This is a genomic window from Kitasatospora sp. NPDC088264 (genome assembly GCF_040685715.1).
Lineage (GTDB): Bacteria > Actinomycetota > Actinomycetes > Streptomycetales > Streptomycetaceae > Kitasatospora.
Genome location: NZ_JBFBIR010000015.1, coordinates 1 through 25272 on the forward strand (window position 1 = coordinate 1; position 25272 = coordinate 25272).

Below are 25272 nucleotides of genomic sequence, written 5' to 3' on the forward strand. Positions count from 1 at the left end.
GTTGACTTTTGGCACGCTGTTGAGTTCTCAAGGAACGGACACTTCCTTCGGACCGCCTTCCAGCGGGCCCTCCGGGCGCTTCGTTCTTTCGTGTTCCCAGCTTACCAGATGTTTTCCGCTCCGTTTCCGGCGCTTCGTTCATCCAACTCGCTGGTGTCTTCTGCGGCTTGACGCCCCGTCCGACGTTTCAAACTCTAGCCGATCCCCGCTCCGAAAAGCGAATCGACCGCAATCCAATAAAACGAACACGCCGAATAGGAACCAAGCCGCGACAAGACGCGACCCGGCCCGAACCAGGAAATGGTGTTTCAAAAGGATTGGCCGCCCCGGGACCGTCCGCGCCGATGCGTGTCCGGTGCTCCCTGCCGAGCGACTAGAGAACACTACCCCTGGTCGGCGTCGCGGGCAAGCCGCTGCCGGGGACGGTCCGGGTGCAGAGTGCGCGGCCGGCTTTCACGTACTCGCCGTTGGGGTGGTCGTTGCCGGTCACCCAGTGGCGGGCGGTGGCCTCGTCGCGGCCGCCGTCGCGGTGGCGGCGGAGCAGGCGCTCCTCGCGGAGGGCGTCGTCGGTGTCCACGTACCAGAGTTCACGCAGCAGGCGGCGGGCCTCCGGCCACGGGGCGTCGGTGGAGGCGAGGTAGTTGCCCTCGGTGATGACGAGGCGGGTGTGCGGGCGGACGACGTGGCGGGCGGCGACCGGTTCGTCGAGGGTACGGTCGAAGTCGGGGGCGTAGATGTCCTGGAAGCGGTCGGCGGCGATGCGGCGCAGCAGGGCCACGTAGCCGTGGGCGTCGAAGGTGGCGGGGGCGCCCTTGCGGTGGGTCAGGGCGAGGCGGTCCAGTTGGGCGGCGGACAGGTGGAAGCCGTCGAGCGGGACGTACGCGGCGCTGCCGGGGCCCTCGGCGCGTTCGATCTCGGCGACCAGGTGCCGGGCCAGGGTGGACTTGCCGGCGGCGGGCGGGCCGGCAAGTCCGAGGATCGTGCGGGCGTTGCTGCCCGGGCCCCGGAGGAAGCCGAGGGCGAGGGCGGTGAGGCGGTCCTCGTTCATGGCCGCACCCTACTCACCTCCGGCACGGGCCTCACCGCTCGGCGAGGGCGGGCACCTCCAGGGTGAGGGTGCCGGCGTCGGCGTCGAGGACGGCGGGGACGCCGAGCGGGACGGTCAGGGTGGAGGGGCAGTGGCCGAAGCCGAGTTCCCAGATGACGGGTATGCCGAGCGGGCCGAGGCGGTCGAGCATGACGTCCCGGACGCGGTCGAGCCGTCCGCAGCCGTCCCAGGAGCCGAGCGCGATGCCGGCGACCCCGTCGAACGCACCGGAGCGCAGGAACTGGGTGAGGAGCCGATCGAGCTGGTACGGCTGCTCGTGGACGTCCTCCAGGATCAGGATGCCGCCGGCGTAGGAGGGCCGGGCGGCGGGCGTGCCGCGCTCGGCCGCGAGGACGTGGAGGCAGCCGCCCGCGGTGACGCCCCGGGCGCGGCCGGGGACGAGGGTGGTGGCGGTCAGTGAGGTGAGCACGGTGGTGGCCGTGGGCTCGAAGAGGGTGCGGCGCAGGTGCTCGGCGGTCGGTCCGTCGGTGATGAAGGAGCCGGCCGCGCTCATCGGCCCGTAGAGGGTGGCGATGCCGAGCCGCTGGGCGAAGGCCTCCTGGAGGGAGGAGACGTCGCTGAAGCCGATGAACGGCTTGGGCGGGACGGCGCGCATGGCGTCCCAGTCGAGCAGGTCGACCATGCGGTGGACGCCGTAGCCGCCACGGGCGCAGATGACGGCGTCGACGGTGGGGTCGAGCCAGGCGGACTGGAGGTCGGCGGCGCGGTCGGCGTCGGTGCCGGCGAGGTAGCCGAGGGTGGGGTGGGCGTCGAGGACGTGCGGGCCGACGGTGACCCGCAGGCCCCAGGAGCGGAGGACCGCGCAGCCGTCGGTGAGCCGTTGGGAGTCGATCGGGCCGCTGGGGGCGACGACGGCGATGTGGTCGCCGGGGCGCAGGTGTGGCGGGCGGGTCAGACCCTGGCCGGGCGTGGTCGGGTGCTGGTCCATGGGCCGGGACGCCTTTCGGGGGAGGCCGGGTACGGGCGGCCTCGGCGTGGTCGAGGCCGCCCGGTGACGATATGCCCCCGTGTCGACGGGCCGATGTCCGCGAGCCGACGTCTTCGGGCCGAAGGTGCCCCGAAGGTGCGCCGGAGGTGCGGGGCGGTTCTTCAGATCGCCCCCATCACCTTCCTGACCTCGTCGAGGGTGGCGTCGGCGACGGCGTTGGCGCGTTCGGCCCCGTCGCACAGGACCTGGCGCAGGTGGCCTCGGTCGGCGGCGAGTTCGGCGCGGCGGGCGCGCAGGGGGCGGAGGTACTCGTTGACGGAGTCGGTGACGGTGCGCTTGAGCGCGGCGGCCCCGCCGTCACCGATTTCCTCGGCGATCTCCTCGGGTGCGCGGTCCTGGCAGAGCGCGGCGAGCAGGATGAGGCCGGAGACCTCGGGCCGGTTGGCCGGGTCGTAGTCGATCCGACGGTCGGCATCGGTCCTGGCGCCGCGGATGATCCGGGCGGTCTCGTCCTCGGTCGCGCCGAGGGGGACGGAGTTGCCCCGGCTCTTGCTCATCTTGCCGCCGTCGGTGCCGAGCAGCAGCGGGGCGTCGGAGAGCAGTGCGCGGGGGGTGGGGAAGACGGCGCCGCCGTCGGCGTGCGGGTAGCGCTCGTTGAAGCGGCGGGCGATGGTGCGGGCGACTTCGAGGTGGGGCAGCTGGTCCTGGCCGACCGGCACGAGGTTCGCCTTGCAGAAGAGGATGTCGGCGGCCTGGTGGGCGGGGTAGGTGAACATCAGCCCGTTGACGGCGGACTGGCGGGAGTGCGCGATCTCGTCCTTGACGGTGGGGTTGCGGTTCAGTTCGGCGACGCTGACCAGGCTGAGGAAGGGCAGCAGCAGTTGGTTGAGGGCGGGGACGGCGCTGTGCGCGAAGATCGTGGCGCGGTCGGGGTCGAGGCCGGCCGCGAGGTAGTCGAGAACGAGGTTCTCGGTGTGCTCGGCGAGCCGGTCGGCGATGTCCCGGTCGGTGATGACCTGGTAGTCGGCGATCACGACGAACATCTCGACGCCCTGGTTCTGGAGCTGGACGCGGTTGTGCAGGGTGCCGAAGTAGTGGCCGAGGTGCAGCGGTCCGGTGGGGCGGTCCCCGGTGAGGACGCGGTGGCCGGCCGGATCGGCGGTGAAGGTGGCGGTGGTCGCCACGGACGGGGTCGTCGCGGTCGTCTCGGTGGTCATCGGGTTTCTCCTCGGTACGGCGGTGGTGGCGGCCGTCCGGGGCGGGGGCCCGTTCCGTGGGAAACGCGAAAGGGCCGTCCATTCCGGACGGCCCTGGTCAAGCGGGTGGGGTGGCCGTCCCTCAGGACGGCCACCAGCACTGGCCCGCGTAGAGCTTCATGCGGTCGAGGATAGCGTCGGTGCCCGGCGGCGTGGTCGGCTTTCGGCGCTCCCGGTCCTGTCGGTCCTCTCAGTCCTCGACGACCAGCGCGGGGGTGTCCTTGCGCAACGTCTCGCCGCGGAAGAACTCCGGCCGGGCCAGCCCGTAGCAGGTCATCAGGACGGCGCCGAGCAGCAGGATGCCGACGCCGATGACGAACACCGAGCCGATGCCGAAGACGGCGCCGCTGCCGTAGTCCGGGTTCCAGGCGTCGGTGAGGGTCTGCAGGAAGACCCCGCTCAGCAGCACGCCGCCGAGCAGCGGGGCGATGCCCTTGAGGAACAGGTCGCGGGGGCCGGTGCGCAGCGAGCGGCGGAAGTACCAGACGCAGGCGAACGCGGTCAGCGCGTAGTAGAAGCAGATCATCAGGCCGAGCGCCAGGATGGTGTCCTGGACGACGTTCTCGCTGATCAGGCTCATGCCGACGTAGAAGACGGCGGTGGCGATGCCGGCCGCGACGGTGGCGTACCCGGGGGTGCGGAAGCGCGGGTGGACGGCGCCGAAGCGCGGCGGCACGGCACGGTAGGCGCTCATCGCGAGCAGGGTGCGGGCCACCGGGATAAAGGTGGTCTGGAGGCTGGCGGCGGCGCTGGCGACGACGGCCAGGAAGAGCAGGACGCTCCACGGCGAGCCGAGGACCGGGCGGGCGAGCGCGGCGAAGACGTTGTCGGAGGTCTCCGGGTTGCTGAGGCCGAAGCCGGTGGAGCCGACGCCCGCGAACATCTGGGCGGAGATCGCGACCAGCAGGTACGAGCCGACCAGGGTGACCATGGAGACCATCGCGGCGCGGCCGGGGGTCTTGGCGCTGCCGAGGGTCTCCTCGTTCATGGTGAGACAGGTGTCCCAGCCCCAGTACATGAAGATCGACAGTGACAGGCCGGCGGTGAAGGCGCTGAAGGAGCTGACCTGGAGCGGGTTGAGCCAGGAGAACGAGAAGCCGATCGAGTCGGGCAGGTCGCCGGCGGCGGCCTTGCCGACGGCGATGGCCGAGAAGAGCACCAGCACGGCGAGTTGGAGGCCGACCAGGCTGTACTGGAACCACTTGGTGGCGGTCATCCCCCGGTAGCTCATCGCGGTGGCGCCGGCGATCAGCAGGACGACGGTGAGCAGGTGGACGGCCTGGTTCTGGTCGAGTTCGGCGACCCAGCTCCTGCCGGTCATCTCGCCGAGCATCAGGTAGAGGAACTCGGTCGCGACCCCGGCCAGGTTGGACAGCACGATGATGGTCGCGACGGTCAGGCCCCAGCCGGCCATCCAGCCGACCCGGGGGCCGAAGGCCTTGACCGTCCAGGTGAAGGACGTGCCGCAGTCCGGGAAGTCCTTGTTCAGCTCCTTGTAGGCGAACGCGACGAGCAGCATCGGCAGGAAGCCGGCCAGGAACACGGCGGGCATCTGGACGCCGACCGCGGTGACGGTCGGCCCGAGTGTCGCGGTCAGGCAGTAGACCGGGGCGACCGTGGAAACGCCCAGGACCACACTGCCCAGCAGGCCCACCGAGTTGCCCCGTAGACCCTTGTCCCCCGCTCCCCCAGCTGTCCCCTGGTCGGGGACTCCACCACTGATGCCACTGACCGGGGCACCCTGCGGAGCGCCGGGCGCCATTGCCCGGCCGCTGCTTCCGTGCTCTGAGAGCTGCTGATCAAACACCAGCGCACCCTAGGCGCGAGCATGGAAGGTTGAGTAGACCAACCCTTGGTGATCTAAACCACTTGCTTCGATTCGTTCTCGGTGAAGGCCGTCAAGGTGCAGCATTAACGGCGCGTTAAGCGGTGTACCTTGGTTTCAAAGGATTAGGGTCAAGAGAATTTCTCCCTTATGTCAAGGTTTGAGATGGTTCACCCCCAGCCCGGACGGGTCGCCACGTCCCCCCTCGGACGCTTCGGATAGGTTTGCCTCACCTAACCTCGATTCGAAGGAGCATCGCGTGGCCCCCCACCCCGACGACCTGGTCCTCGTCCCCCGCACCCCCTCCCGCCGCAGGTTCCTCTCCGCCGGGATCGCCGGCGGGGCGGTCCTCGGCCTCGGCGGACTGCTCACCGCCTGCGGCAGCTCCGGCGGCTCGGGCGGCAACGGCGGCTCCGGCGGCGCGACCCCCGGCACCGGCGGCGCATCGCCCGACCAGAAGTCGGTCAAGCAGGGCGGCGACGACTACGCCACCGTGATCGAGAAGATGAAGGGCTTCGGCACCGACGCCGCCCCCGGCGTCTACCCGCGCACCGTCAAGCACGCCATGGGCGAGACCGTCATCCCCGCCAAGCCCACCCGGGTCGTGGTCCTGGACACCGGCGAACTCGACAACGTCGTCGCACTCGGCATCCAGCCGGTCGGCATCGTCTACACCGACGGCTCCAAGTCCCTGCCGTCCTACCTCAAGGACAAGGCCGGCAACCCGGCCAACGTCGGCACCATCAACAGCCTCAACCTGGAGGCCATCGCCGCGCTCAAGCCCGACCTGATCCTCGGCAGCCAGCTGCGCGCCCAGGACCAGTACGCGCAGCTTTCCAAGATCGCGCCGACCGTCTTCTCGCTGCGCCCCGGCTACCCCTGGAAGCAGAACTTCCAGCTCAACGCCAGCCCGTTCGGCCTGGAGGCCGAGGCCAAGACCCAGCTCGACGCGTACCAGGCAGCCGCCACCGCGATCGGCGCCAAGCTCGGCGACAAGCGGCCCACCATCACGCCGCTGCGCTTCATGCCCGGCCGGACCCGGCTGTACGCCGAGCTGTCCTTCATCGGCACCATCCTCACCGACGTCCCGCTGCCGCAGCCCAAGATCGAACAGGTCAAGGAACTCGCGGTGGAGGTCAGCCCGGAGCAGATCGACAAGGCCGACGCCGACTGGATCTTCTACGGCGTGTACGGCAGCCCCAGCTCCACCAACCAGGACGCGGTGCTCGGCGGCGCGCTCTGGAAGACCCTCGGCGCGGTCAAGTCCGGTCAGGCCCGGCCGGTTTCGGACGAGACCTGGTTCCTCGGGCTCGGTGTCATGGCCGCCAACGCGGTGCTCACCGACCTCAAGGGCTTCGTCGCGCCCGGCACTTGAGTCGACACGGGGCGTAGGGGCGGGCAGTGGTCTCGCGCACACCCCCGGAACTGACTCTTGGAGCTGGTCGCGCGGTGCGGGAGGATCATCCGGACCGTCCGCCGAAGGGCCCGTGCCGATGACCTCGCTCCACCCCGCCGCAACCGACCCGTCCCTGCCCGGCCCGCCCGGGGGCAGCGCCGGATCCGCGCCCCCGCACGCCGCGCGCTGCTCCATCGCGACGGCCGCCGAGACCGGCCCGGCCGGCGCTCCGGGCGCCGCCCCGTCCGGCACGGCCGGTGGGCCGCGCCAGGCGGGCGGCTCACGCCACGACTCGGTTCCGCAGCCGCGCGGACGGGAGGACGGCGCGGGGAACGGCGGACCCGCAGCGGGGGGCGAGGCGGCTGCGGACGATCCGACCACCTCACGGCTGCGGGCGGCGCTCGCCGACCGGCTGCGGGCCGCCCGCGCCCAAGGCCGCTCGGTCGCCGACCTGGCGGCCGCGTGCCGGCGACCGGCCACGGAGGTCCGGGCGCTGCTCGGCGAGAGCGCCGAGGACGGCGAGGACGAGGACGAGGACGAGGACGGGGACAGCGGGGTCCGTGAGGGCGGCGCGGGCGTTCAGCACCGTGAAGACGTTCCGGGCGGCGAGGCCGAGGCCGTGGGCGGGCGGGCCGGGACCGGGGCAGGCCGGTTCGGTCGACCGGCCGTCGCGCCCGAGGGCGACCGGGCCGTGCCCGTGCTGCGCGCGGCGCGCGAGGAACTCCGGGCCGCCGGATCCCGGCGCCCCGCGCCCTCGCGCCGACTGCGCCGGATGCACCCGCAGGCCGACGCGACCGGGCAGGGGGCGGCCGCACGGGAGACGGCCGCGACCTCCGCTGCTCTCCCGGCCGAGGTCCGGGCGGCAGCCGCACCCGGTTCGGGTGCACCCATCGGAGGCACCGGGGCTGTGACAGCGCCATCGGCCGCCGGCCCCGAGGCGGCGCGGGCCGAGACACCGCTCGGCATCCTGATCGGCGGCAGCCCGAACCAGCCCGAGGCCGTCGGCCGCCCGGAGGAGCGGGCGCCGATCCGGGTGACGGCGGAACCGGTCCGGATCGGCCGCGGCACCAGCCTGATCGTGCTGCCCTCCTGGCGCCCCGCCATCGCCGTCTCGGTGCCGACCGAGCAACTGCTGTCCGCCACCGGGCTCGCCTTCGAGCAGCTGACCGACGCGCAGCTGACCGTGCTGATGAACCCCTGCGCGCTGCACGACCGGGAGCTGGACCTGCACGGCTGGGAATCCGGCCCGGGCGGGCGGGCACGACGCGGCGGGCGCCCGTAGGGGCGTGTGGTCGTAGCAGCGCGCGGGCAGGGCCCGTCGGCAACGGTCGCAGCAGCGCGCGTTCAGGGGCCGCCGGCAACGACCAGGGGACGGCAGCCGGGAGATCGCGGTCGGCCGCGCGTCGGGGAGCGGTCAGCGGGCGGCCGTCAGCGGCTGGCCGGGGCGTTCGGGATGAAGCCGAGGTCGACGGGTACCGGGGGGCGCCCGTCGACGGCCCAGCCCTCGCGGACCGCGGTCAGCAACTCCGGCAGCCGGGGCGGCCAGAGCGCGTCGGCGTTCTCGTCCGCCAGGTCGGCCGGGGTCCACCAGCGCCAGTCGAGGATCCGGTCCTCGGCATGCACCGCGCTGACATCACCGACCGGACCGCGGTGCGGTCCGCCCGTGAGGTAGATGTGCTCGTGCTGACGGACCGGGGTGCCGTGCCAGGTGAAGTCGTGTTCCCAGGTGCAGAGCAGCGGGCCCGGTTCGAGGTCGCTCCAGCCCGTCTCCTCCCAGAGTTCGCGCCGGGCGCCGGTCCACGGGGTCTCGCCGGGCTCCAGCCCGCCGCCCGGCATGGTCCAGTGGACGCCGACCTCGTCGTTGTCCGAACGGAGCAGGAAGACCGAGCCGTCCTCGTCCAGGACCACCGTGCGAGCCGCCTGCCGGGGGACACGCCTACGGAGTCTCAGCAGATTTCGCATCGGATCACTCTCCCAGCACCCGGCCGGGCCGTCGAGCGGGTTTGACGCGCCGAAAGCCGCCGACGCCGCCCCGCCCGGGCCTTACCCTGACGGCCATGCCCGTACCCGCGATCCTCTTCCCCGCCGACCCGCTCAACCCGCGCCGGCCCGACCCGCACTTCGCCTGGGAGGCCAGGCTGCTGCGGGAGTTGGGCGGCGAGCACCACCTGGTCGACCACGACGCGCTGCTCACCGGGCACGCCGAGCAGGCGGTCCGACGGGTGCCGCAGGACCGGGGTCCGCTCTGGTACCGGGGCTGGATGCTTCCGTCCGCCCGCTACGCCGGCTTCGCCGCCGCGCTCGCCGCGCGCGGCTGCGCCCTGCTGACCAGCCCGGCCGGCTACGCGACGGCACACGAACTGCCGGGCTGGTACGGCGTGTTCGAGGGGGCGACCCCGCCCAGCACGTGGATCCCCGCCGCCGCTGCCGCGGTGCCCGGGCCGGAAGAGCTGGCGGCCGCCGCGGCCCGGCTCGGCGGGAGCGGGCCGGCGATCGTCAAGGACTACGTGAAGTCGCGCAAGCACGAGTGGCACGAGGCCTGCTACGTCCCCGAGTTGGCCGATCTGGCGAGCGTCGGACGCGTGGTGGCGCGGTTCGTCGAGCTCCAGGGCGAGTTCCTGACCGGCGGGGTGGTGCTGCGGCGGTACGAGGAGTTCGAGCCGCTGGCCGACGGGCCGGGCGGCAGCTCGGGTGACGACTCGGGCGAAGGATCGGGCGATGGATCGGGCGGAGGGCCGGATGGAGGGTCGGATGGAGGGTCGGGCCGTGGGAGCGGGCGGGCCGTGGAGGCGCGGGTGTGGTGGCTGGACGGCGAACCCGTCCTGGTAGGACCGCACCCCGACGCGCCTCACCACGATGTCGAACCCGACCTCGCCGGCGTCCGCCCCCTGGTCCGGATGCTCGGCTGCCGCTTCGTCACCACCGACCTCGCCAGCCGGGCCGACGGCTCCGGCTGGCGCGTGGTCGAGGTCGGCGACGGACAGGTCAGCGACCTGCCGCGCGGGATCGACGCCACCGGCCTGCTGGCCTCGCTGATCGCCGCCTGACGATCAGCCTGACGGGCCGCCGGCGACGGTCCGCCAGACTGATCGCGGGCAGTCGGCTACCCGGCGGCGACGGCCTCGACCGCCGGGTGGCCGTCCGCGATGAACGCCTGCCAGAGCCGGGCGTACGTGCCGCCCCGGGCGAGCAGCTCGGTGTGCGTGCCGTCCTCGACCACCCGGCCGTGGTCCAGCACGACGACCCGGTCTGCGCGCTCGGCGGTGGTCAGCCGGTGGGCGATGACCAGCGTGGTGCGGCCGCCGCTGAGGCGGTCCGCGGCCTGGTTGACCGCCGCCTCGGTGGCCAGGTCGAGCGCCGCGGTCGCCTCGTCGAGCAGCAGGACGTCCGGATCGACCAGCTCGGCCCGGGCCAGCGCGATCAACTGCCGCTGGCCGGCCGAGAGGTTGCGGCCGCGACCCGCGACCTCGTGGTCGTAGCCGCCGGACAGCCGGACGATCATGTCGTGCGCGCCGACCGCCCGGGCCGCCGCCTCCACCTCGGCCGGCGAGGCGTCGGGCCGGCCGTACGCGATCGCCTCGCGCACCGTGCCCGCGAACAGGTACGCCTCCTGCGGCACCACGCCCAGCCGGTGGCGGTACTGCGCCAGGTCGAAGCGGGTGAGGTCGACCCCGTCCACCCGCACGGTGCCCTCCGTCGCGTCGTAGAACCGGGCGACCAGCTTCACCAGCGTCGACTTGCCGGCGCCGGTCTCGCCCACCAGCGCCACCGTCTGCCCGGCCGGAATGTGCAGGTCCACACCGGTCAGCACCCTCGGGGCGCCGTCCGCACCACCGTTGTAGGCGAAGCCGACGCCCTCGAAGGAGATCTCGCCGCGCAGCCCCTCGGGCACCGGCACGGGGTCGGCCGCCTCGGCCGTGGCGGTCGGGGTGCGCAGCAGCTCCCGGATCCGGCCGAGACCCACCGAAGCCTGCTGGTAGCCGTCGAACACCTGGGACAGCTGATTGACCGGTGCGAAGAACAGATCGATGTACAGCAGGTACGCGACCAGCGCGCCGACCGTCAGCGTCCCGGCGTCGACCCGGGCCGCGCCCACGATCAGCACCAGCGCGGCGGCCACGCTGGAGAGGAACTGGACGAACGGGAAGTACAGCGAGATGTACAGCTGCGCGCGCACCCGGGCCTCGCGATAGGCGACGCCCCGGGCGACGAAGCGGTCCGTGTTGGTGTCCAAGCGGCGGAAGGCCTGGACGATCCGCATGCCCGCCACGTTCTCCTGGAGGTCGGCGTTGACGGTGCTGATGAGGTCCCGGGACAACTCGTACTGATCCCTGGACTTCCGACGGAACACCAGCGTCGCGATCACCAGCAGCGGCAGCACCGCGAAGACCACCAGGGCCAGGCCGGCGTCGATGATCAGCAGCGCGGCGAAGATCCCGCCGAAGGTCAGCAGGCTGACCACGGCGGTGACCACGCCGGTCTGCAGGAAGGACGTCAGCGAGTCCAGGTCGGTGGTCATCCGGGTCATGATCCGACCGGACAGCTCGCGCTCGTAGTAGTCCAGGCCGAGCCGGTTGAGGTGGGCGAAGATCTTGAGGCGGAGCAGGTAGAGCACCCGCTCACCGGTCCGGCCGCTGACCCGGTTCTCGGCGCTCTGCACCAACCAGTCCAGCAGCACCACCACCAGCGCGGCGAGCGCGGCCACGGCGACCCCGGACATCAGGGCCTTGCTGACTCCCTGGTCGATGCCGTGCCGGATCAGCACCGGCAGCACCAGGCCGGAGGCCGCGTCGAGCGCGACGAGCAGCAGGGCCAAGGCGAGCGGGACGCGGAAGGGGCGCAGCAGGCGGCGGAGGGTGAAGTCCGGGTCACCGGCCTCGGCCTCGGCGCGCGGGACCGCCGGGGAGTCGGCGGCCGGCGGGAGGGCCGCGACCTTGGCCAGCAGGTCAGGGTCGGCGGTGCGGGCCGCCTTGACCAGGGCGGGGGTGGGGAGGTCGGGGGTGGCCGGGGCGGGGGTCTGCGTGGCTACGGGTTCCGGGGTGGGGGGCGAGGCCGGCGTGGGGGTCGGTTCGTGGACAGGCCCGGGGGTGGACCACGCCTCGGTCTGCTCAGCGGCCTGCTGCTCAGGGGTCTGCTGCTCGGGGGCCTGCTGCCCAGCAGGCTGCTCGGGGGTCTGCGGAGAGGCCTGCTCGACGGTCCGCGCGGAGGTCTGCTCGACGGTCTGCGGGGCCTCGGACGACCGGGGTGTGCGGCCGGCCTCGGGGTCGGTGATCAGAGCCCGGTACTGGGGACATCGGGCGTCGAGTTCCTCGTGCGTGCCGATGTCCAGCAGCCGGCCGTGATCCAGGACGGCTATCCGGTCGGCGAGCTGCAGGGTCGAACGGCGGTGGGCGATCAGCAGCGTGGTGCGGCCGGTCATCACCGAGCGCAGCGCGTCGTGGATCTCCGCCTCGACCTGCGGGTCCACTGCCGAGGTGGCATCGTCCAGCAGCAGGATCCGGGGGTCGGTGAGGATCGCCCGGGCCAGCGCGATCCGCTGGCGCTGGCCTCCGGAGAGGGTCAGGCCCTGCTCGCCGACCTTGGTCTCGTAGCCGTCGGGCAGCGCGCGGACGAACTCGTCGGCCTGGGCGGCCCGCGCGGCCGCCACCACCTGCTCGTCCGTGGCGTCCGGACGGCCGTAGGCGATGTTGGTGCGGACCGACTCGGAGAACAGGAAGCTCTCCTCGGGGACGATGCCGACCGCCGACCGGACCGAGTCGAGGGTGAGGTCGCGCAGGTCGTGGCCGTAGAGGCGGACGGCGCCGGCCGCCGGGTCGTAGAAGCGCGGCACCAGCTGCGCCACCGTCGACTTGCCGGAGCCGGAAGCCCCGACCAGGGCGAGGGTCTCGCCGGGGGCCAGCTTCAGGCTGAGGCCGTGCAGGACGGGGGCGGGGTGCTCGGGGTCGTAACGGAACTCGACCTGGTCGAACTCCAGGGCGACATCAGAGGTTCGGGTGTCTGCGGTGGCGCGGGGGCCTGCGGTGGCGCGAGGGCCTGCGGCGCTGCCTTCGCGGACGCCGGTGGCGGCGCCTTCACGGGTGCCGTCCCCGGTGAGGTCCAGGGTGAGCGCGTCCGGGCGCTCCTGGACCAGCGGGCGCTCGTCGATCAGCTGGAGGACGCGCTCCACACCGGCCCGGGCCTGCTGGCCGACCGTGATGACCATGGTGAGCATCCGCACCGGCCCGGTCATCTGCGCGACGTAGGTGGAGAAGGCGACGAAGGTCCCGAGCGACACCTGGCCGTCGACGGCCAGCCAGCCGCCGAAGGCCAGCACCGCGACCTGCGCGAGCGCCGGGATGGCCTGCATCGCCGGGTTGTAGCGGGCGTTGAGCCGGATCGACCGGAGCCGGGCGGCGAACAGGTGACGGGAGGCCCGCTCCAGCTTGTCCAGCTCCTGCGCCTCCTGACCGAAGCCCTTGACCACCCGGACGCCGCCGATCGCGCCGTCCACCACGCCCGCGACGGCGGCCGCCTCCTGCTGGGCGGCCCAGGTGGCGGGGAAGAGGCGCTTGCGGCTGAGGACGGTGATCCACCACAGCGCGGGGGCCATCACCAGGGCTATCAAGGTGAGCGGCGGGGAGAGCCAGACCATCACGGCCAGCGACATGACGAACATCACCAGGTAGCCGGTCATCATCGGCAGCATCGAGAGCAGGCCGTTGATCAGCTGGAGGTCGGAGGTCGCGCGCCCGACCACCTGGCCGGTGTCCAGCCGGTCCTGGCGGTGGCCGTCGAGCCGGCCGAGCGAGCGGAACAGGTCGCTGCGCATGTCGTGCTGGACGTCCAGGGCGAGCTGACCGCCGTAGTAGCGGCGGACCTGGGTGCAACCGAAGACGACGACGGCGGCGAGCAGCAGCACCACCGCCCAGGGGACCAGCGAGCGGGTGTGCGCGGTGATGACGTCGTCGATGATCACCTTGGTGACCAGCGGCACCAGCGAGGTGACGGCCATGCCGACGAGCGAGGCGCCGAAGGCGAGCAGCACGCTGCGGCGGGACCGCCAGCAGTAGCCGACCAGGCGGCGCAGCCAGCCGACGGCCTGCGGGTGGTCGCCGTCCGGCTGCGGGTGGTCGCCGTCCAGCTGCGGGCTCGCGCCGGGGTCCGGTGAGCCGCTCGGGGATTGCTCCACCGTGGATCCGTGAGTCTCAGGCATATTTAGGGATGCTAACCATTTCGTCGGGTGGCCGCCATGGCGTTTCCGGCCCGGATGGGGCCGGAGCGGACCGGGCGGCCCACATCGTCCGGTCCGGCGGACTGGCCAACAGCCTGCGGCCTGCGGTGATTCCCGGCCGAACGCGTCCCGGCCGAACGCACACACGGCCCGCCGACCCCGCCCGCCTCCAGGGTCGCCTGACTCCAGGGTCGCGGACGACCCGCCGAAGGCCCAGCGGCCAGGGGCGGGCGGGCGCCATCCTTTGGTCCTAGACCTCCGGTGGCCGTACGCCTCCGGCCTCGGAGCCGGACCGCCGACCCTTGGGCCCGGACCGCCGGGCAGGCCCTCCGGGGGCGCAGGGCTCAGGCCTGCGCGGACACCGACTCCGCCGCCGCCGCGAAGGCGCCGTGGGCGAGGGCGTGCAGCAGGACGGCCATGCCGTCGCGCTGGAGGCCGGAGCGCTCGTCCTGGGCGGGGCCCGGGCCGAGGCTGTGCGGGGTCGAGTTGATCAGGCCGAAGACGGCGTGGACGGCGGCCCTGGCCACCGGTTCGGCGGCGGGGCCCGTCAGCTGCGGATAGGCCTGCCGGACCACGTCCACCCACAGCTCGACGTAGCCGCGCTGGAGCCGGCGGACGGTGCGGCGGTCCTCCTCCTTGAGGTTCAGCAGCTCGCGGTCGTGGAGGGTGATCAGGTCGCGGTCGTCGAGGGCGAAGTCGACGTGGCCGCCGATCAGCGCGTCCAGCGCGGCGGCCGGACCGTCACCGCCGCCCGCCCGGCGCCGCCCCTCCTCCAGCAGGCGCTCGCTGATGCCGATCAGCAGATCGGCGAGCATCGCGTCCTTTCCGGCGAAGTGGCGGTAGAGCCCGGGGCCGCTGATGCCGACGGCCTTGCCGATCTCGTCCACACCCACCCCGAGGAAACCCCGGGCCGCGAAGAGTCGCGCGGCCTCCCGACGGATCTGGTCGCGGCGTGGGAGCGCGGAGGCTGCGGGGACGTTCGGCATGCTGCCCATCGTAGACAGTGGGGTTATCGGCCGTTAACCTGGGCGCGTAAGTTAACGTTAATTAACGTGGGGTCCACGGGCGCACCGCATTCGGCCGCCCACCTGGTGCCGAGGGCAAGGGAGCTCTTGGGAATGGTCATCTCAACCGCCGGTGTACCCACCGGCGTCCATGGCAGCGCAGCGGCCGGCACCACGGCGGCGCCGGGTGCCGTACCGCCGGGAGCCGCTGCTCCCGCGCCCCGGCTCGGCACCGCGGTCGACCCGGGCTCCACCACCTACCGGGCCAACACCGAGGCACACCGGGCCCTCGTCGCCGAGCTGCGCGAGAAGCTCGACGCGGCGGCCCTCGGCGGCGGCGCCAGGGCCCGCGCCCGGCACACGGCGCGCGGCAAGCTGCTCCCCCGCGACCGGGTGGACACCCTGCTCGACCCGGCCTCGCCCTTCCTGGAACTGGCCCCGCTGGCCGCCGACGGGATGTACGACGGGGCGGCGCCCGCGGCCGGGGTGATCGCGGGCATCGGCCGGGTCGCCGGACGCGAGGTGGTGGTGGTCGCCAACGACGCCACCGTCAAGGGCGGCACCTACTACCCGATGACCGTGAAGAAGCACCTGCGCGCCCAGGAGGTCGCGCTGGAGAACCGGCTGCCCTGTGTCTACCTGGTGGACTCCGGCGGCGCCTTCCTCCCCATGCAGGACGAGGTCTTCCCGGACCGCGACCACTTCGGCCGGATCTTCTACAACCAGGCCAGGCTCTCCGCCGCGGGCATCCCGCAGATCGCCGCCGTGCTCGGCTCCTGCACCGCCGGCGGGGCGTACGTCCCGGCGATGAGCGACCAGGCCGTGATCGTCCGCAACCAGGGCACTATCTTCCTGGGCGGGCCGCCGCTGGTGAAGGCCGCCACCGGAGAGGTGGTCACCGCCGAGGAACTGGGCGGTGGTGACCTGCACTCCCGCACCTCGGGGGTGACGGACCACCTGGCCGAGGACGACGCCCACGCCCTCTCCATCGTCCGCACGATCGTGGCCGGGCTCGGCCCGCGCTCGGCCAGGCCGTGGCCGCTCACCCCGGTCGAGCCGCCGGCCGTGGACCCGGTCGGCCTGTACGGGGCCGTCCCGGTCGACCCGCGCACGCCCTACGACGTGCGCGAGGTGATCGCCCGGCTGGTCGACGGCAGCCGGTTCGCCGAGTTCAAGGCCGAGTACGGCGCGACCCTGGTCACCGGATTCGCCCGGATCCACGGCCACCCCGTCGGCATCGTCGCCAACAACGGCGTGCTGTTCTCCGAGTCGGCCCTCAAGGGCGCCCACTTCATCGAGTTGTGCGACCAGCGCGGCATCCCCCTCCTCTTCCTACAGAACATCACCGGGTTCATGGTCGGCCGGCAGTACGAGGCGGGCGGCATCGCCAAGCACGGCGCCAAGATGGTCAACGCCGTCGCCAGCACCCGCGTCCCGAAGCTGACCGTGGTGATCGGCGGCTCGTACGGAGCCGGCAACTACTCGATGTGCGGCCGGGCCTATTCACCTCGCTTCCTGTGGATGTGGCCGGGCTCGAAGATCTCCGTGATGGGCGGCGAGCAGGCGGCGTCCGTCCTCGCCACCGTCCGCCGCGACCAACTGGAGGCCCACGGCGAGCAGTGGCCGGCCGAGGCGGAGGAGGAGTTCAAGCGCCCCGTCCGCGAGCAGTACGAGCGCCAGGGCAACGCCTACTACGCCACCGCCCGCCTCTGGGATGACGGCGTGATCGACCCGATGGACACCCGCACCGTCGTCGGCCTCGCCCTCACCGCCTGCGCCAACGCCCCGCTTCCGCCGCCCGGCCCGTACGGGGTCTTCCGGATGTGACCCCGCCCCGGCGGGTGTGACCCGCCCCTCCCACGCGACCTCTCCTCTCCTGTCGGTGTGACCCCGCTCCTGCGGGCGTGACTCCCGCGGCGCCGGCGCACCGCCCGGGCCGGCGCCCTCCCCTCCCCGCCGCCACTCCGCCGCCACCTCCTTCGTACGGCTCCCCTCGACCCGGAGGAACGCCTCCCATGTTCGACACAGTTCTGGTCGCCAACCGCGGCGAGATCGCCCTCCGGGTGATCCGCACCCTGCGGCGGCTCGGCGTGCGCTCGGTCGCCGTGTTCAGCGACGCCGACACCGACGCGCCGCACGTCCGCGAGGCCGACATCGCCGTCCGGCTCGGCCCCGCCGACCGCAGCGACAGCTCGGCGGCCGAGACCTACCTGCGCACCGACCAGATCCTCGCCGCCGCCCGCCGCACCGGGGCCCAGGCCGTGCACCCCGGTTACGGCTTCCTCGCCGAGAACGCCGGCTTCGCCCGCGCTTGCGCCGACGCCGGCCTCGTCTTCATCGGACCTCCTCCCGGTGCGGTCGAGCTGATGGGTGACAAGATCAACGCCAAGGAAGCCGTCCGAACCGCCGGCGTTCCGGTGGTCCCCGGCAGCCAGGCCACCGCGCCCACCGACGGGGAACTCCTCGCCGCCGCCGAGGAGATCGGCTACCCCGTCCTGCTCAAGCCGTCCGCCGGAGGCGGCGGCAAGGGTATGCGCCTCGTGCGGGACCGCGCCGACCTGCCCACCGAGATCGCCGCCGCCCGCCGCGTCGCCCGGACCGCCTTCGGCGACGACACCCTGCTGCTGGAACGCTGGGTCGACCGGCCGCGCCACATCGAGGTGCAGGTGCTCGCCGACGCCCACGGCACCACCGTCCACCTCGGCGAGCGCGAATGCAGCCTCCAGCGCCGCCATCAGAAACTGATCGAAGAAGCCCCCTCCGTTCTGCTCAATGCCGAGACCCGCGCCGCGATGGGCGCCGCGGCCGTCCGCGCCGCGGAGTCCTGCGGCTACACCGGGGCCGGCACCGTGGAATTCATCGTTCCCGGCATCGACCCGGACTCCCCCGCCACCGCCTCCACCGAGGGGGTACGGGACTTCTTCTTCATGGAGATGAACACCCGCCTCCAGGTCGAACACCCCGTCACCGAACTCGCCGTCGCCGTCGGCGATGATTCAGCCCGACTCGACCTGGTCGAGTGGCAGCTGCGGATCGCCTCGGGCGAACGGCTCTCCTTCGATCAGTCCGACATCTCCTTCCTGGGCCACGCCATCGAGGCCCGGATCTGCGCCGAGGACCCGGAACGGGACTTCCTGCCCACCGGCGGCCGCATCCTCGTCCTGGACGAGCCCCAGGGCGAGGGCGTGCGCGTCGACTCCGGAGTCGCCCCCGGATCCGTCGTCACCAGCGCCTACGACCCGATGCTTGCCAAGGTCATCGCGTACGGGCCCGACCGCCCGACCGCGCTGCGCCGGCTCCGCGCCGCACTGGCCGACACCCGCATCCTCGGCGTCACCACCAACACCGGCTTCCTGCGACGGCTGCTCGCACACCCCGAGGTCGTCGCCGGCCGACTGGACACCGGCCTGGTGGAACAGACGGCCCAACAGCAGCCCGCCCTGCTCGCCTCGCCGTACTCCCCGGCGAACGCGCCGAGCGACGCGAACGAGACCGGCGAGGCCGACAAGGCCAACGAGGCCGATGGCACGCACGAGGCCGATGCCACAACTGCCGACCCGCTGACGGCCGAGACGCCACCACCTGCCCACCTCCTCTACTACGCGGCCGCGCTGGCGCGGCACCTGGACCTCACCCCGGCCGCCGACCCCGGCGGCTGGACCGACCCCTTCTCCCTTCCCTCCGGCTGGCGCCTGAGCGGCACCCCCGCCTGGACCACCCACCGACTCCGTACCCCCGGCCAGGATCCGGTCTCGGTGCGCATCCGTTCGATCACTGCGGGCAACGTAGCCGATGCCACTGACAATCCCGCCGAGCTCACCCGCGAGGTCGAGCTCCGGCTCGGCGCCGGGCCCGTCCACCGTGCCCGCGCGACCCGGACCGCCGACCGGCTGCACCTGACCGTCGACGGTCTGCAGACCACGTTCGCGCTGGCCACCGACGCCGCTCCCGGCCTCGCCGCCGGCCCGGTGACCTGGCTCGGCGTCGAGGGCGACGCCTGGTCGCTGCACGCCCACGACCCGGTGGGCGAGCGCGCCGCCGGAACCGCCGCCCACCACGGCGCCCTGACCGCCCCGATGCCCGGGACCGTCACCGTCGTCAAGACCACGACGGGCGAGACGGTCCGCAAGGGCCAGCCCCTGCTCGTGCTGGAGGCCATGAAGATGGAACACGTGATCGCCGCCCCGCACGACGGGGTCGTGGCCGAGCTGCGGGCCACCGCCGGCGCCACCGTCGCGATGGAGGAACTGCTGGTCGTGGTCGCCCCGGCCGGGGACGGCGCCGACGAGCAGGGCGCCCCCGCGACCGCCGGGGTGCGGTCATGACCGCACCCGCCCGCGAGCCCGACGCGCTGGACCTGGGCCTGCCCGACCCCGTCCGCGCCCCCGGCCTGCCCGAGGAGGTCCGGATCCACGAGGTCGGACCGCGCGACGGGCTGCAGAACGAGGGCTCCCTGGTGCCCGTGGAGGTCAAGGCGGAGTTCATCGCCCGGCTCGCGGCCGCCGGGCTGCGCACCGTCGAGGCCACCAGCTTCGTCCACCCGAAATGGGTCCCTCAGCTGGCCGACGCCGAGGAGCTGATGCCCCGGCTCACCGACCTGCCGGAGCGCCACCCCGGCCTTCGGCTGCCGGTACTGGTGCCCAACGAACGCGGCCTCGACCGGGCGCTCGCCCACCACGCCACCGACGTCGCGGTGTTCGCCAGCGCCACCGAGACCTTCGCCCGCCGCAACCTCAACCGCTCGGCGGACGAGGCGATGGCCATGTTCCGCCCGGTCGTGGCGCGGGCGACCGAGGCCGGGCTGGCGGTCCGCGGCTACCTCTCGATGTGCTTCGGAGACCCCTGGGAGGGTTCGGTCCCGGTCTCCCAGGTGGTCGCGTACGGCGTGCGGCTGCTGGAGATGGGCTGCTCGGAGCTGAGCCTCGGCGACACCATCGGCGTGGCCACCCCCGGGCAGGTCGGCGCCCTGCTGGCCGGCTTCGCGCGGGCCGGGGTGCCGGCCGACCGGCTCGCCGTGCACTTCCACGACACCTACGGCCAGGCACTCAGCAACACCCTGGCGGCCCTGCGCGAGGGGGTCACCACGGTGGACGCGTCGGCGGGCGGCCTCGGCGGCTGCCCGTACGCGAAGAGCGCCACCGGCAACCTGGCCACCGAGGACCTGGTGTGGATGCTGCACGGGCTCGGCATCCGGACCGGGGTCGACCTGCGCGCGCTGGTCGCCACCAGCGGGTGGATGGCCGAGCGGCTCGGCCGTCCGAGCCCGTCCCGCACCGTCCAGGCGCTGCTCGGCGCCGCCCGGGGCTGACCCCGCCCCACCACCGCTCCCCGGTGCCGGCCGCGCGGAATCCCGGCCGCGGCCGGCACCGGGCACCACGTTCATCGCCCAACCACACCGTGCGACCGTCACACCGTCAGACGGGCGCCGGTCGTCCCGCTCACGCCCGCGGCCACCCCGGCCGGGCTCCAGGAGGATCACCGTGTTCGACCACCGGCTCAGCAGCGAGTACGAGGAACTGCGACGCACCGTCGCCGAGTTCGCCCAGGACGTGGTGGCGCCGAAGATCGGCGGGTTCTACGAGCGGGAGGAGTTCCCCTACGAGATCGTCCGCGAGATGGGGCGCATGGGCCTGTTCGGCCTGCCCTTCCCGGAGGAGTACGGCGGCATGGGCGGCGACTACTTCGCGCTGGGCATCGCCCTGGAGGAACTCGCCCGGGTCGACTCCTCGGTGGCGATCACCCTGGAGGCGGCCGTCTCGCTCGGCGCGATGCCGATCCACCGGTTCGGAACGGAGGAGCAGAAGCGCGAGTGGCTGCCCCGGCTGACCTCCGGCGAACTCCTCGGCGCCTTCGGTCTGACCGAGCCCGAGGGCGGCTCGGACGCCGGCGCGACCCGCACGACCGCGCGGTACGACGAGACCACCGACGAGTGGGTCATCAACGGCACCAAGTGCTTCATCACCAACTCCGGCACGGACATCACCGGTCTGGTCACCGTCACCGCACTCACGGAACCGATCGCTCGTTCGAGTGAAGAAGGCGAATTCCGCTCGCCAACGCGCGAAATCTCTTCCATTATCGTGCCCACCGGGACCCCGGGGTTCCAGGTATCGAAGAAGTACTCGAAGGTCGGGTGGAACGCATCCGACACCCGCGAACTGTCCTTTACCGACTGCCGCGTTCCCGCGGCCAACCTGCTGGGCGAGCGCGGCCGAGGCTACGCCCAGTTCCTGCGGATCCTCGACGAGGGCCGCATCGCGATCGCGGCCCTGGCCACCGGCCTGGCCCAGGGATGCGTCGACGAGTCCGTCAAGTACGCCGGCACACGCCGGGCCTTCGGTCGGCCGATCGGCGCCAACCAGGCCATCCAGTTCAAGCTCGCCGACATGGAGCTGCGCGCCCACACCTCTCGCCTGGCCTGGCGGGACGCCGCCTCCCGGCTGCTGCACGGCGAACCGTTCAAGAAGGAGGCCGCGATCGCGAAGCTGTACTCGTCCGAGGCCGCCGTCGACAACGCCCGCGAGGCGACCCAGATCCACGGCGGGTACGGCTTCATGAACGAGTTCCCGGTCGCCCGCTTCTGGCGCGACTGCAAGATCCTGGAAATCGGGGAGGGCACATCGGAGGTTCAGCGCATGCTCATCGCCCGGGAGATCGGCGCCGGGTTCTGATCCGGCCCCACCGGAGCAACTACCCGCTCCTCAGGCGACATTGAGGAGCCCCCGACGCAGAGGAGCGGGCCTACGTCGGCGGGGCGGTCGACGCCAGTAGCGGCCGACACCATCGGCCGACAACGGAGAGACGCCTCCGGGGGCGCGGACACGCCACGCCCGACGGAGCGTCAGGGGATCACGATCACGGGGCGGTTGGCCCGCCGCGCCAGCCGCCCGGAGACCGAGCCGAAGATCTTGCCGAGCAGGCCGTGCGTCGTGCCGACGACGATCGCGTCGGCGGCGTACTCGCGGCCGACCTCCTCGATCTCGTGGCAGATGTCGCCGCCCCGCTCGATCAGGATCCACGGCACCCCGGTGAGGAAGTCCGCGCAGGCGAGCTCCAAGCCCAGGACCTCGGTCCGGTGGTCGGGGAGGTCGACGAAGACGGGAGGTTCACAGCCTGCCCAGACAGTGGCGGGCAGGCGGTTGGCGACGTGCACGATCACCAGGCCGCACTGCGAACGGCGCGCCATGCCCACCGCGTACGCGAGGGCGCGCTCGCTCGACAGGGAGCCGTCGAAGCCGACGACCACGCCGTGCTGGAAGACCGGGTCGAGGGAGCGTGCGGACGCGTCCCGGGCCGTCGACTCGGTGTGCGCGCCGGGCAGGCCGGACGCCTCCGGGCGCTCGGCGCCCGGGCCCAGGCGGCCCGTCACCGGAGAACCTGCGGGGTCGGCCGGGTGCCCGCCACGCCGCTGGCGAGGCCCTGGACGGTCGTGCCGGGCGAGGCCGCCCCGTCGGACCAGGCCGCACAGAGCGCGCACGAGGCCCCGGGGAGCGCCCGGCTCCAGGCCTGCTTCCTCGGCGCCCGGGATGAGATCGGCGGTACCAGCGACGCCCGAGGTGCCAGCCGGTTCGTCGGCTTCGTCGGCTCGCTGGGCGGCGGCGTCGCCAACCCGCTCACCGACAACCCGCTCGCCGACGTGCTCGTCGACACGATCATCAGCCCGCCCGCCCCCACGCTCACCCCCGTGCTCGTCGGCCGGTACGCAGCACGGCTCGTCGGCCTGGGCGTCGACCTGGCCATCGGCCTGCCTGCTGGCGGGCAGACGACCCGATGCATCGGCGTGGCCGTCGGCTGGAGCGAGGTCCGCGCGGCCGCCGTCGTCCCCGGTGTCCGCGCCCGCGTTGCGGGGCGCGTCCGGCTCCACCGGTCGGAAGGACTCAAAACCAGCCATGGCTCACGGCTCTTCATGGGAGAGGGGCCGACAGGAGAGGACAACGCCGCCCGGGCAGCAGGCCCGCCCACGGGATGACGTCGGTCTGCGCCGCGCAGCACCGTATGTGACCTGTTCCTTTCAGAGTACGACGGGTGTGAGGCCCAGCCCAGCGGTGAGGCCTCGGAGCGGCATTGTTCCCGCGAAAGGAGGATGCGCCCGCCGTCGGCAGTGCGCCCTGCCCGCAGGCCACGCGCCCCCTCCAGAAAGGAGGTTCCCTGGAGCTTGACTGAGCGGACCGGGCGACGCAACAGGCCTGCCGGACACCGTGACCGGACTGTCATGGATCGGCGACGATCCGTTGCGACACGTCGCGAACCGTCACGTCCCGCCAGCCTCAGCCGGCCCGCCCGGACCCACCCGTACGCCAGGTTCTGGAACCCGTTTCAGCCACTACGTACGGCTTCGCGACGCGGTCTGGCATTTGCCAGGTGCATAGGCGCGGCCGCTGGCACCATGCTCGGCATGCCCCTGCTCCTGTTCGACCTCGACAACACGCTGCTCCCCAGGGACGCCGCTTTCCGGGCCTGGGCTCAGGATTTCCTGTCCGAGCGCGACCTGCCGCCCGGAGACCTCGACTGGTTCGTCACCCTCGACGGCGGCGGCTACGTGCCGCGCAGCACCGTACTGTCCGCCGTCCGGCGCCGCTACGGGTTGGACGTCTCCGTCGAGTTCCTGCTCGCCCACTACCGACGCGGCATCAACTCCCATATCCACTGCCCGCCCGGACACGTCGACGCGCTGCGGGCGGCACGGGCGGCCGGGTGGACGCTCGGCATCGTCAGCAACGGCGGCACCCGGCCGCAGTTGGAGAAGATCCGGCTGACCGGGCTGGGGCCGTTGGTCGACGGCTGGGTCATCTCCGAGGAGGCCGACTGCGTCAAACCGGATCCGCTGATCTTCGAGATAGCCGCCCAGCGGTGCGGCGTCGCACCCACCGGGACGTGGGCCGCGCACACCTGGATGGTCGGGGACCACGCGCCCGCGGACATCGCCGGCGCCGAACTGGCCGGCCTGCGCAGCGTCTGGCTGCACCACGGCCGGCCCTGGGCCGAGAGCGGCTACCGGCCGACGCTGAAGGCGGCCGGCCTGCCGGAGGCCGTCGGCCAGGTGCTCGCCGCACGCGGCGCGCCGTCGGCCAGGCCGGGCCTGCGCGCGGGTGGGCCGGTCCAGCGGCGGTCCGCCGGGGTGCCGGTGCGCGCGGGGGCGCTCACCGGCGCGCAGACCAGCGCACAGCTGACGGAATCCGCCCCTGACGGCCCGTTCACGCCTGCCGCCGTGAACGCCGGAGCGGCGAGTGCCCCCGATGGTTCGACGGCGGGGTCGGATGTCCGAAACCGCACCGGCGAGTTTGCCGTGGTCGCCAACAGCCGTCCTGGCCTGATCCCCGGCGCGGGCCCGGCGACGGACCGCGGGTCGAGCGTGCTGCGCCCCGTCGCGGTGGCGCACCCAACGGCCGTCCGCACGACGGCGGATGGGGTCGGGCCCGCGCGGACCACGTTCGCCGTGGCACCGGCGGCGGCCGCCCCGTAGCGCCCTGCTTGAAGGCGCCACCTCGCACACCCCGCCCCACACGCCCTTCACGCACCCCACCGCACCGCACCGCACCGCAACCAGCGACCCGCTCCGCACCTGGCGACGACCCGCCGCGGGGCGGCCCGGCCATCAGCCGTGCGCGGAGGTCCGGGTCCACCAGCAGGTGCGGGCCTGCTCGGTGAACCCGAGCTTGCGGTAGAGCGGTTCGCCGAGCGAGGTGGCGACCAGGGTGGCCGGGCGATCGGGGTGCGCATGGGCCAGGGCGGTCTGGAGCACGACGCGGGCCACGCCCTGGCCGCGCCGGCTGGGCAGGGTGGCGACCCAGTACACCCCGGTGGCCCGGCCGTCGTCGTAGGTGAGGCAGGTGCCGGCGGTGGCGCCGTCGACGCGGCCCAGCCAGGCCCGGAGCCCGGATTCGCGCAGGAGCTGTTCCGGCAGCGCGTCGCCACGGGTCCAGGGCTGCCGGGCGGGCAGCGGGAAGCCGTCCACGATCGCACGCTCGACCTGCGCGAACGCATCGCCGTCCAGCGCCTCATCGACCGTCAGGGATCCTCCGCGGTAAGCCTCCGAGCGGAAGGGGAGGACGGCCGGTACGCCGTCGACCGGGCCGGGTTCACGGGTCATCACCGGCATGACCGGCATCCGGGTGGCGCCGAACCGGGTCAGGTCGAGTGCGCCGTACGGGTCCTCCAGGGTGAAGCAGATGGTTTCCCACTCCTTCAGGAGGTCCGCCAATTCACCTTCCACCAGAGCTGGTTCGATATACGGACCGGTGACCACGAAGCGGTGCGAGTCCTCCGGGGTGCGGGCGCAGCGGACCGCCGTCAAGCCCGGGCGGGTGCGGAACCGCCAGCCGTGCACGCGGGCTTGGGCGAGCCAGAAGGCGGCGGCGTTGTCGTTGGCCTGTTCGAGCCGGCTGTTGGTGTTCACGGCAGGACGGTAACCCGGACGTCACGCCCAGGTTTCGCCGCCCCGGCCCTGGCCGGATGAAGCCTGGGAGGCGCACGAGCTCATTTCGTGCGCCCTCTCGTGCACCGCCGATTTTCGGTCAATTTCGCGCCAATCCCTCCCGCTTGGGC

18 protein-coding genes are annotated in these 25272 nt (G+C 73.0%); 9 read left to right on the plus strand and 9 right to left on the minus strand.

Annotation, left to right across the window (positions count from 1 at the left end; all coding sequences use genetic code 11):
- Positions 1-373: 373 nt before the first annotated feature.
- The 4 genes from AB0O82_RS14485 to AB0O82_RS14500 form a co-directional block, all read right to left on the minus strand.
- The gene (locus AB0O82_RS14485) at positions 374-1048 is read right to left on the minus strand and encodes a nucleoside/nucleotide kinase family protein (RefSeq protein ID WP_363583530.1); all 675 of its coding nucleotides are present in this window, start codon (positions 1046-1048) and stop codon (positions 374-376) included.
- Positions 1049-1079: 31 nt separating this feature from the next.
- Positions 1080-2036, minus strand: coding sequence for an LD-carboxypeptidase (locus tag AB0O82_RS14490; RefSeq protein ID WP_363583532.1), 957 nt, complete (start codon positions 2034-2036; stop codon positions 1080-1082).
- A 161-nt stretch (positions 2037-2197) separates the two neighbouring features.
- The gene (trpS, locus tag AB0O82_RS14495) at positions 2198-3253 is read right to left on the minus strand and encodes a tryptophan--tRNA ligase (protein WP_363583534.1); all 1056 of its coding nucleotides are present in this window, start codon (positions 3251-3253) and stop codon (positions 2198-2200) included.
- A gap of 229 nt (positions 3254-3482) precedes the next feature.
- Positions 3483-5054 carry an APC family permease gene (locus AB0O82_RS14500; protein ID WP_363583536.1) on the minus strand — a complete coding sequence of 524 codons (1572 nt, stop codon included), beginning with the start codon at positions 5052-5054 and terminating at the stop codon, positions 3483-3485.
- A 322-nt stretch (positions 5055-5376) separates the two neighbouring features.
- On the opposite strand from AB0O82_RS14500, the gene AB0O82_RS14505 reads away from it, so the two are divergent.
- Together AB0O82_RS14505 and AB0O82_RS14510 are read left to right on the plus strand one after the other, a co-directional pair.
- Positions 5377-6492 carry an iron-siderophore ABC transporter substrate-binding protein gene (locus AB0O82_RS14505; RefSeq protein ID WP_363583538.1) on the plus strand — a complete coding sequence of 372 codons (1116 nt, stop codon included), beginning with the start codon at positions 5377-5379 and terminating at the stop codon, positions 6490-6492.
- A gap of 118 nt (positions 6493-6610) precedes the next feature.
- On the plus strand, positions 6611-7795 hold the full coding sequence (locus AB0O82_RS14510; protein WP_363583540.1) for a hypothetical protein: 1185 nt from the start codon (positions 6611-6613) through the stop codon (positions 7793-7795).
- 146 nt (positions 7796-7941) lie between these two features.
- Here AB0O82_RS14510 and AB0O82_RS14515 read toward each other — a convergent pair whose 3' ends face one another.
- Positions 7942-8475: an NUDIX domain-containing protein gene (locus AB0O82_RS14515; RefSeq protein ID WP_363583542.1), complete on the minus strand. Its 534-nt coding sequence runs from the start codon at positions 8473-8475 to the stop codon at positions 7942-7944.
- Positions 8476-8570: 95 nt separating this feature from the next.
- Here AB0O82_RS14515 and AB0O82_RS14520 point away from each other — a divergent pair, with 95 nt between their 5' ends.
- Positions 8571-9560, plus strand: a complete 990-nt coding sequence (locus AB0O82_RS14520) for an ATP-grasp domain-containing protein (RefSeq protein ID WP_363583544.1) — start codon at positions 8571-8573, stop codon at positions 9558-9560.
- A 56-nt stretch (positions 9561-9616) separates the two neighbouring features.
- On the opposite strand, the gene AB0O82_RS14525 is transcribed toward AB0O82_RS14520, so the two are convergent.
- Both AB0O82_RS14525 and AB0O82_RS14530 read right to left on the minus strand, forming a co-directional pair.
- The gene (locus AB0O82_RS14525; RefSeq protein WP_363583546.1) at positions 9617-13705 is read right to left on the minus strand and encodes an ABC transporter transmembrane domain-containing protein; all 4089 of its coding nucleotides are present in this window, start codon (positions 13703-13705) and stop codon (positions 9617-9619) included.
- Positions 13706-14067: 362 nt separating this feature from the next.
- Positions 14068-14709, minus strand: coding sequence for a TetR/AcrR family transcriptional regulator (locus tag AB0O82_RS14530; protein ID WP_363583548.1), 642 nt, complete (start codon positions 14707-14709; stop codon positions 14068-14070).
- A 132-nt stretch (positions 14710-14841) separates the two neighbouring features.
- Here AB0O82_RS14530 and AB0O82_RS14535 point away from each other — a divergent pair, with 132 nt between their 5' ends.
- The 4 genes from AB0O82_RS14535 (at position 14842) to AB0O82_RS14550 (ending at position 21398) form a co-directional block, all read left to right on the plus strand.
- Entirely contained in the window at positions 14842-16554 is a 1713-nt protein-coding gene (locus tag AB0O82_RS14535; protein WP_363583550.1) for a carboxyl transferase domain-containing protein, read from the plus strand.
- 188 nt (positions 16555-16742) lie between these two features.
- Positions 16743-19052 carry a biotin carboxylase N-terminal domain-containing protein gene (locus AB0O82_RS14540; protein ID WP_363583552.1) on the plus strand — a complete coding sequence of 770 codons (2310 nt, stop codon included), beginning with the start codon at positions 16743-16745 and terminating at the stop codon, positions 19050-19052.
- Positions 19049-20035, plus strand: coding sequence for a hydroxymethylglutaryl-CoA lyase (locus AB0O82_RS14545; protein ID WP_363583554.1), 987 nt, complete (start codon positions 19049-19051; stop codon positions 20033-20035). The genes AB0O82_RS14540 and AB0O82_RS14545 overlap by 4 nt, the downstream gene beginning before the upstream one ends.
- Before the next feature lie 172 nt (positions 20036-20207).
- Positions 20208-21398, plus strand: a complete 1191-nt coding sequence (locus AB0O82_RS14550; RefSeq protein WP_063349303.1) for an acyl-CoA dehydrogenase family protein — start codon at positions 20208-20210, stop codon at positions 21396-21398.
- Between the two features lie 170 nt (positions 21399-21568).
- On the opposite strand, the gene AB0O82_RS14555 is transcribed toward AB0O82_RS14550, so the two are convergent.
- Positions 21569-22048, minus strand: coding sequence for a universal stress protein (locus AB0O82_RS14555; protein WP_063351389.1), 480 nt, complete (start codon positions 22046-22048; stop codon positions 21569-21571).
- A 72-nt stretch (positions 22049-22120) separates the two neighbouring features.
- Between AB0O82_RS14555 and AB0O82_RS14560 the strand changes: the two genes are divergently transcribed.
- Complete coding sequence (locus AB0O82_RS14560; RefSeq protein WP_363583556.1) at positions 22121-22696, plus strand: hypothetical protein; 576 nt, start codon at positions 22121-22123, stop codon at positions 22694-22696.
- 426 nt (positions 22697-23122) lie between these two features.
- Entirely contained in the window at positions 23123-24190 is a 1068-nt protein-coding gene (locus AB0O82_RS14565; protein ID WP_363583558.1) for an HAD family hydrolase, read from the plus strand.
- A 132-nt stretch (positions 24191-24322) separates the two neighbouring features.
- Here AB0O82_RS14565 and AB0O82_RS14570 read toward each other — a convergent pair whose 3' ends face one another.
- Entirely contained in the window at positions 24323-25123 is an 801-nt protein-coding gene (locus tag AB0O82_RS14570) for a GNAT family N-acetyltransferase (protein WP_363583560.1), read from the minus strand.
- Positions 25124-25272: the final 149 nt, after the last annotated feature.

Bases quoted from the DNA above. Each gene is read 5' to 3' on its own strand.
- trpS (WP_363583534.1), bottom strand. From the start codon at position 3,253: ATGACCACCGAGACGACCGCGACGACCCCGTCCGTGGCGACCACCGCC.
- AB0O82_RS14545 (WP_363583554.1), top strand. From the start codon at position 19,049: ATGACCGCACCCGCCCGCGAGCCCGACGCGCTGGACCTGGGCCTGCCC.
- AB0O82_RS14525 (WP_363583546.1), bottom strand. From the start codon at position 13,705: ATGCCTGAGACTCACGGATCCACGGTGGAGCAATCCCCGAGCGGCTCA.
- AB0O82_RS14530 (WP_363583548.1), bottom strand. From the start codon at position 14,709: ATGCCGAACGTCCCCGCAGCCTCCGCGCTCCCACGCCGCGACCAGATC.
- AB0O82_RS14520 (WP_363583544.1), top strand. From the start codon at position 8,571: ATGCCCGTACCCGCGATCCTCTTCCCCGCCGACCCGCTCAACCCGCGC.
- AB0O82_RS14565 (WP_363583558.1), top strand. From the start codon at position 23,123: ATGCCCCTGCTCCTGTTCGACCTCGACAACACGCTGCTCCCCAGGGAC.
- AB0O82_RS14490 (WP_363583532.1), bottom strand. From the start codon at position 2,036: ATGGACCAGCACCCGACCACGCCCGGCCAGGGTCTGACCCGCCCGCCA.
- AB0O82_RS14485 (WP_363583530.1), bottom strand. From the start codon at position 1,048: ATGAACGAGGACCGCCTCACCGCCCTCGCCCTCGGCTTCCTCCGGGGC.
- AB0O82_RS14510 (WP_363583540.1), top strand. From the start codon at position 6,611: ATGACCTCGCTCCACCCCGCCGCAACCGACCCGTCCCTGCCCGGCCCG.
- AB0O82_RS14515 (WP_363583542.1), bottom strand. From the start codon at position 8,475: ATGCGAAATCTGCTGAGACTCCGTAGGCGTGTCCCCCGGCAGGCGGCT.
- AB0O82_RS14540 (WP_363583552.1), top strand. From the start codon at position 16,743: ATGTTCGACACAGTTCTGGTCGCCAACCGCGGCGAGATCGCCCTCCGG.
- AB0O82_RS14535 (WP_363583550.1), top strand. From the start codon at position 14,842: ATGGTCATCTCAACCGCCGGTGTACCCACCGGCGTCCATGGCAGCGCA.
- AB0O82_RS14500 (WP_363583536.1), bottom strand. From the start codon at position 5,054: ATGGCGCCCGGCGCTCCGCAGGGTGCCCCGGTCAGTGGCATCAGTGGT.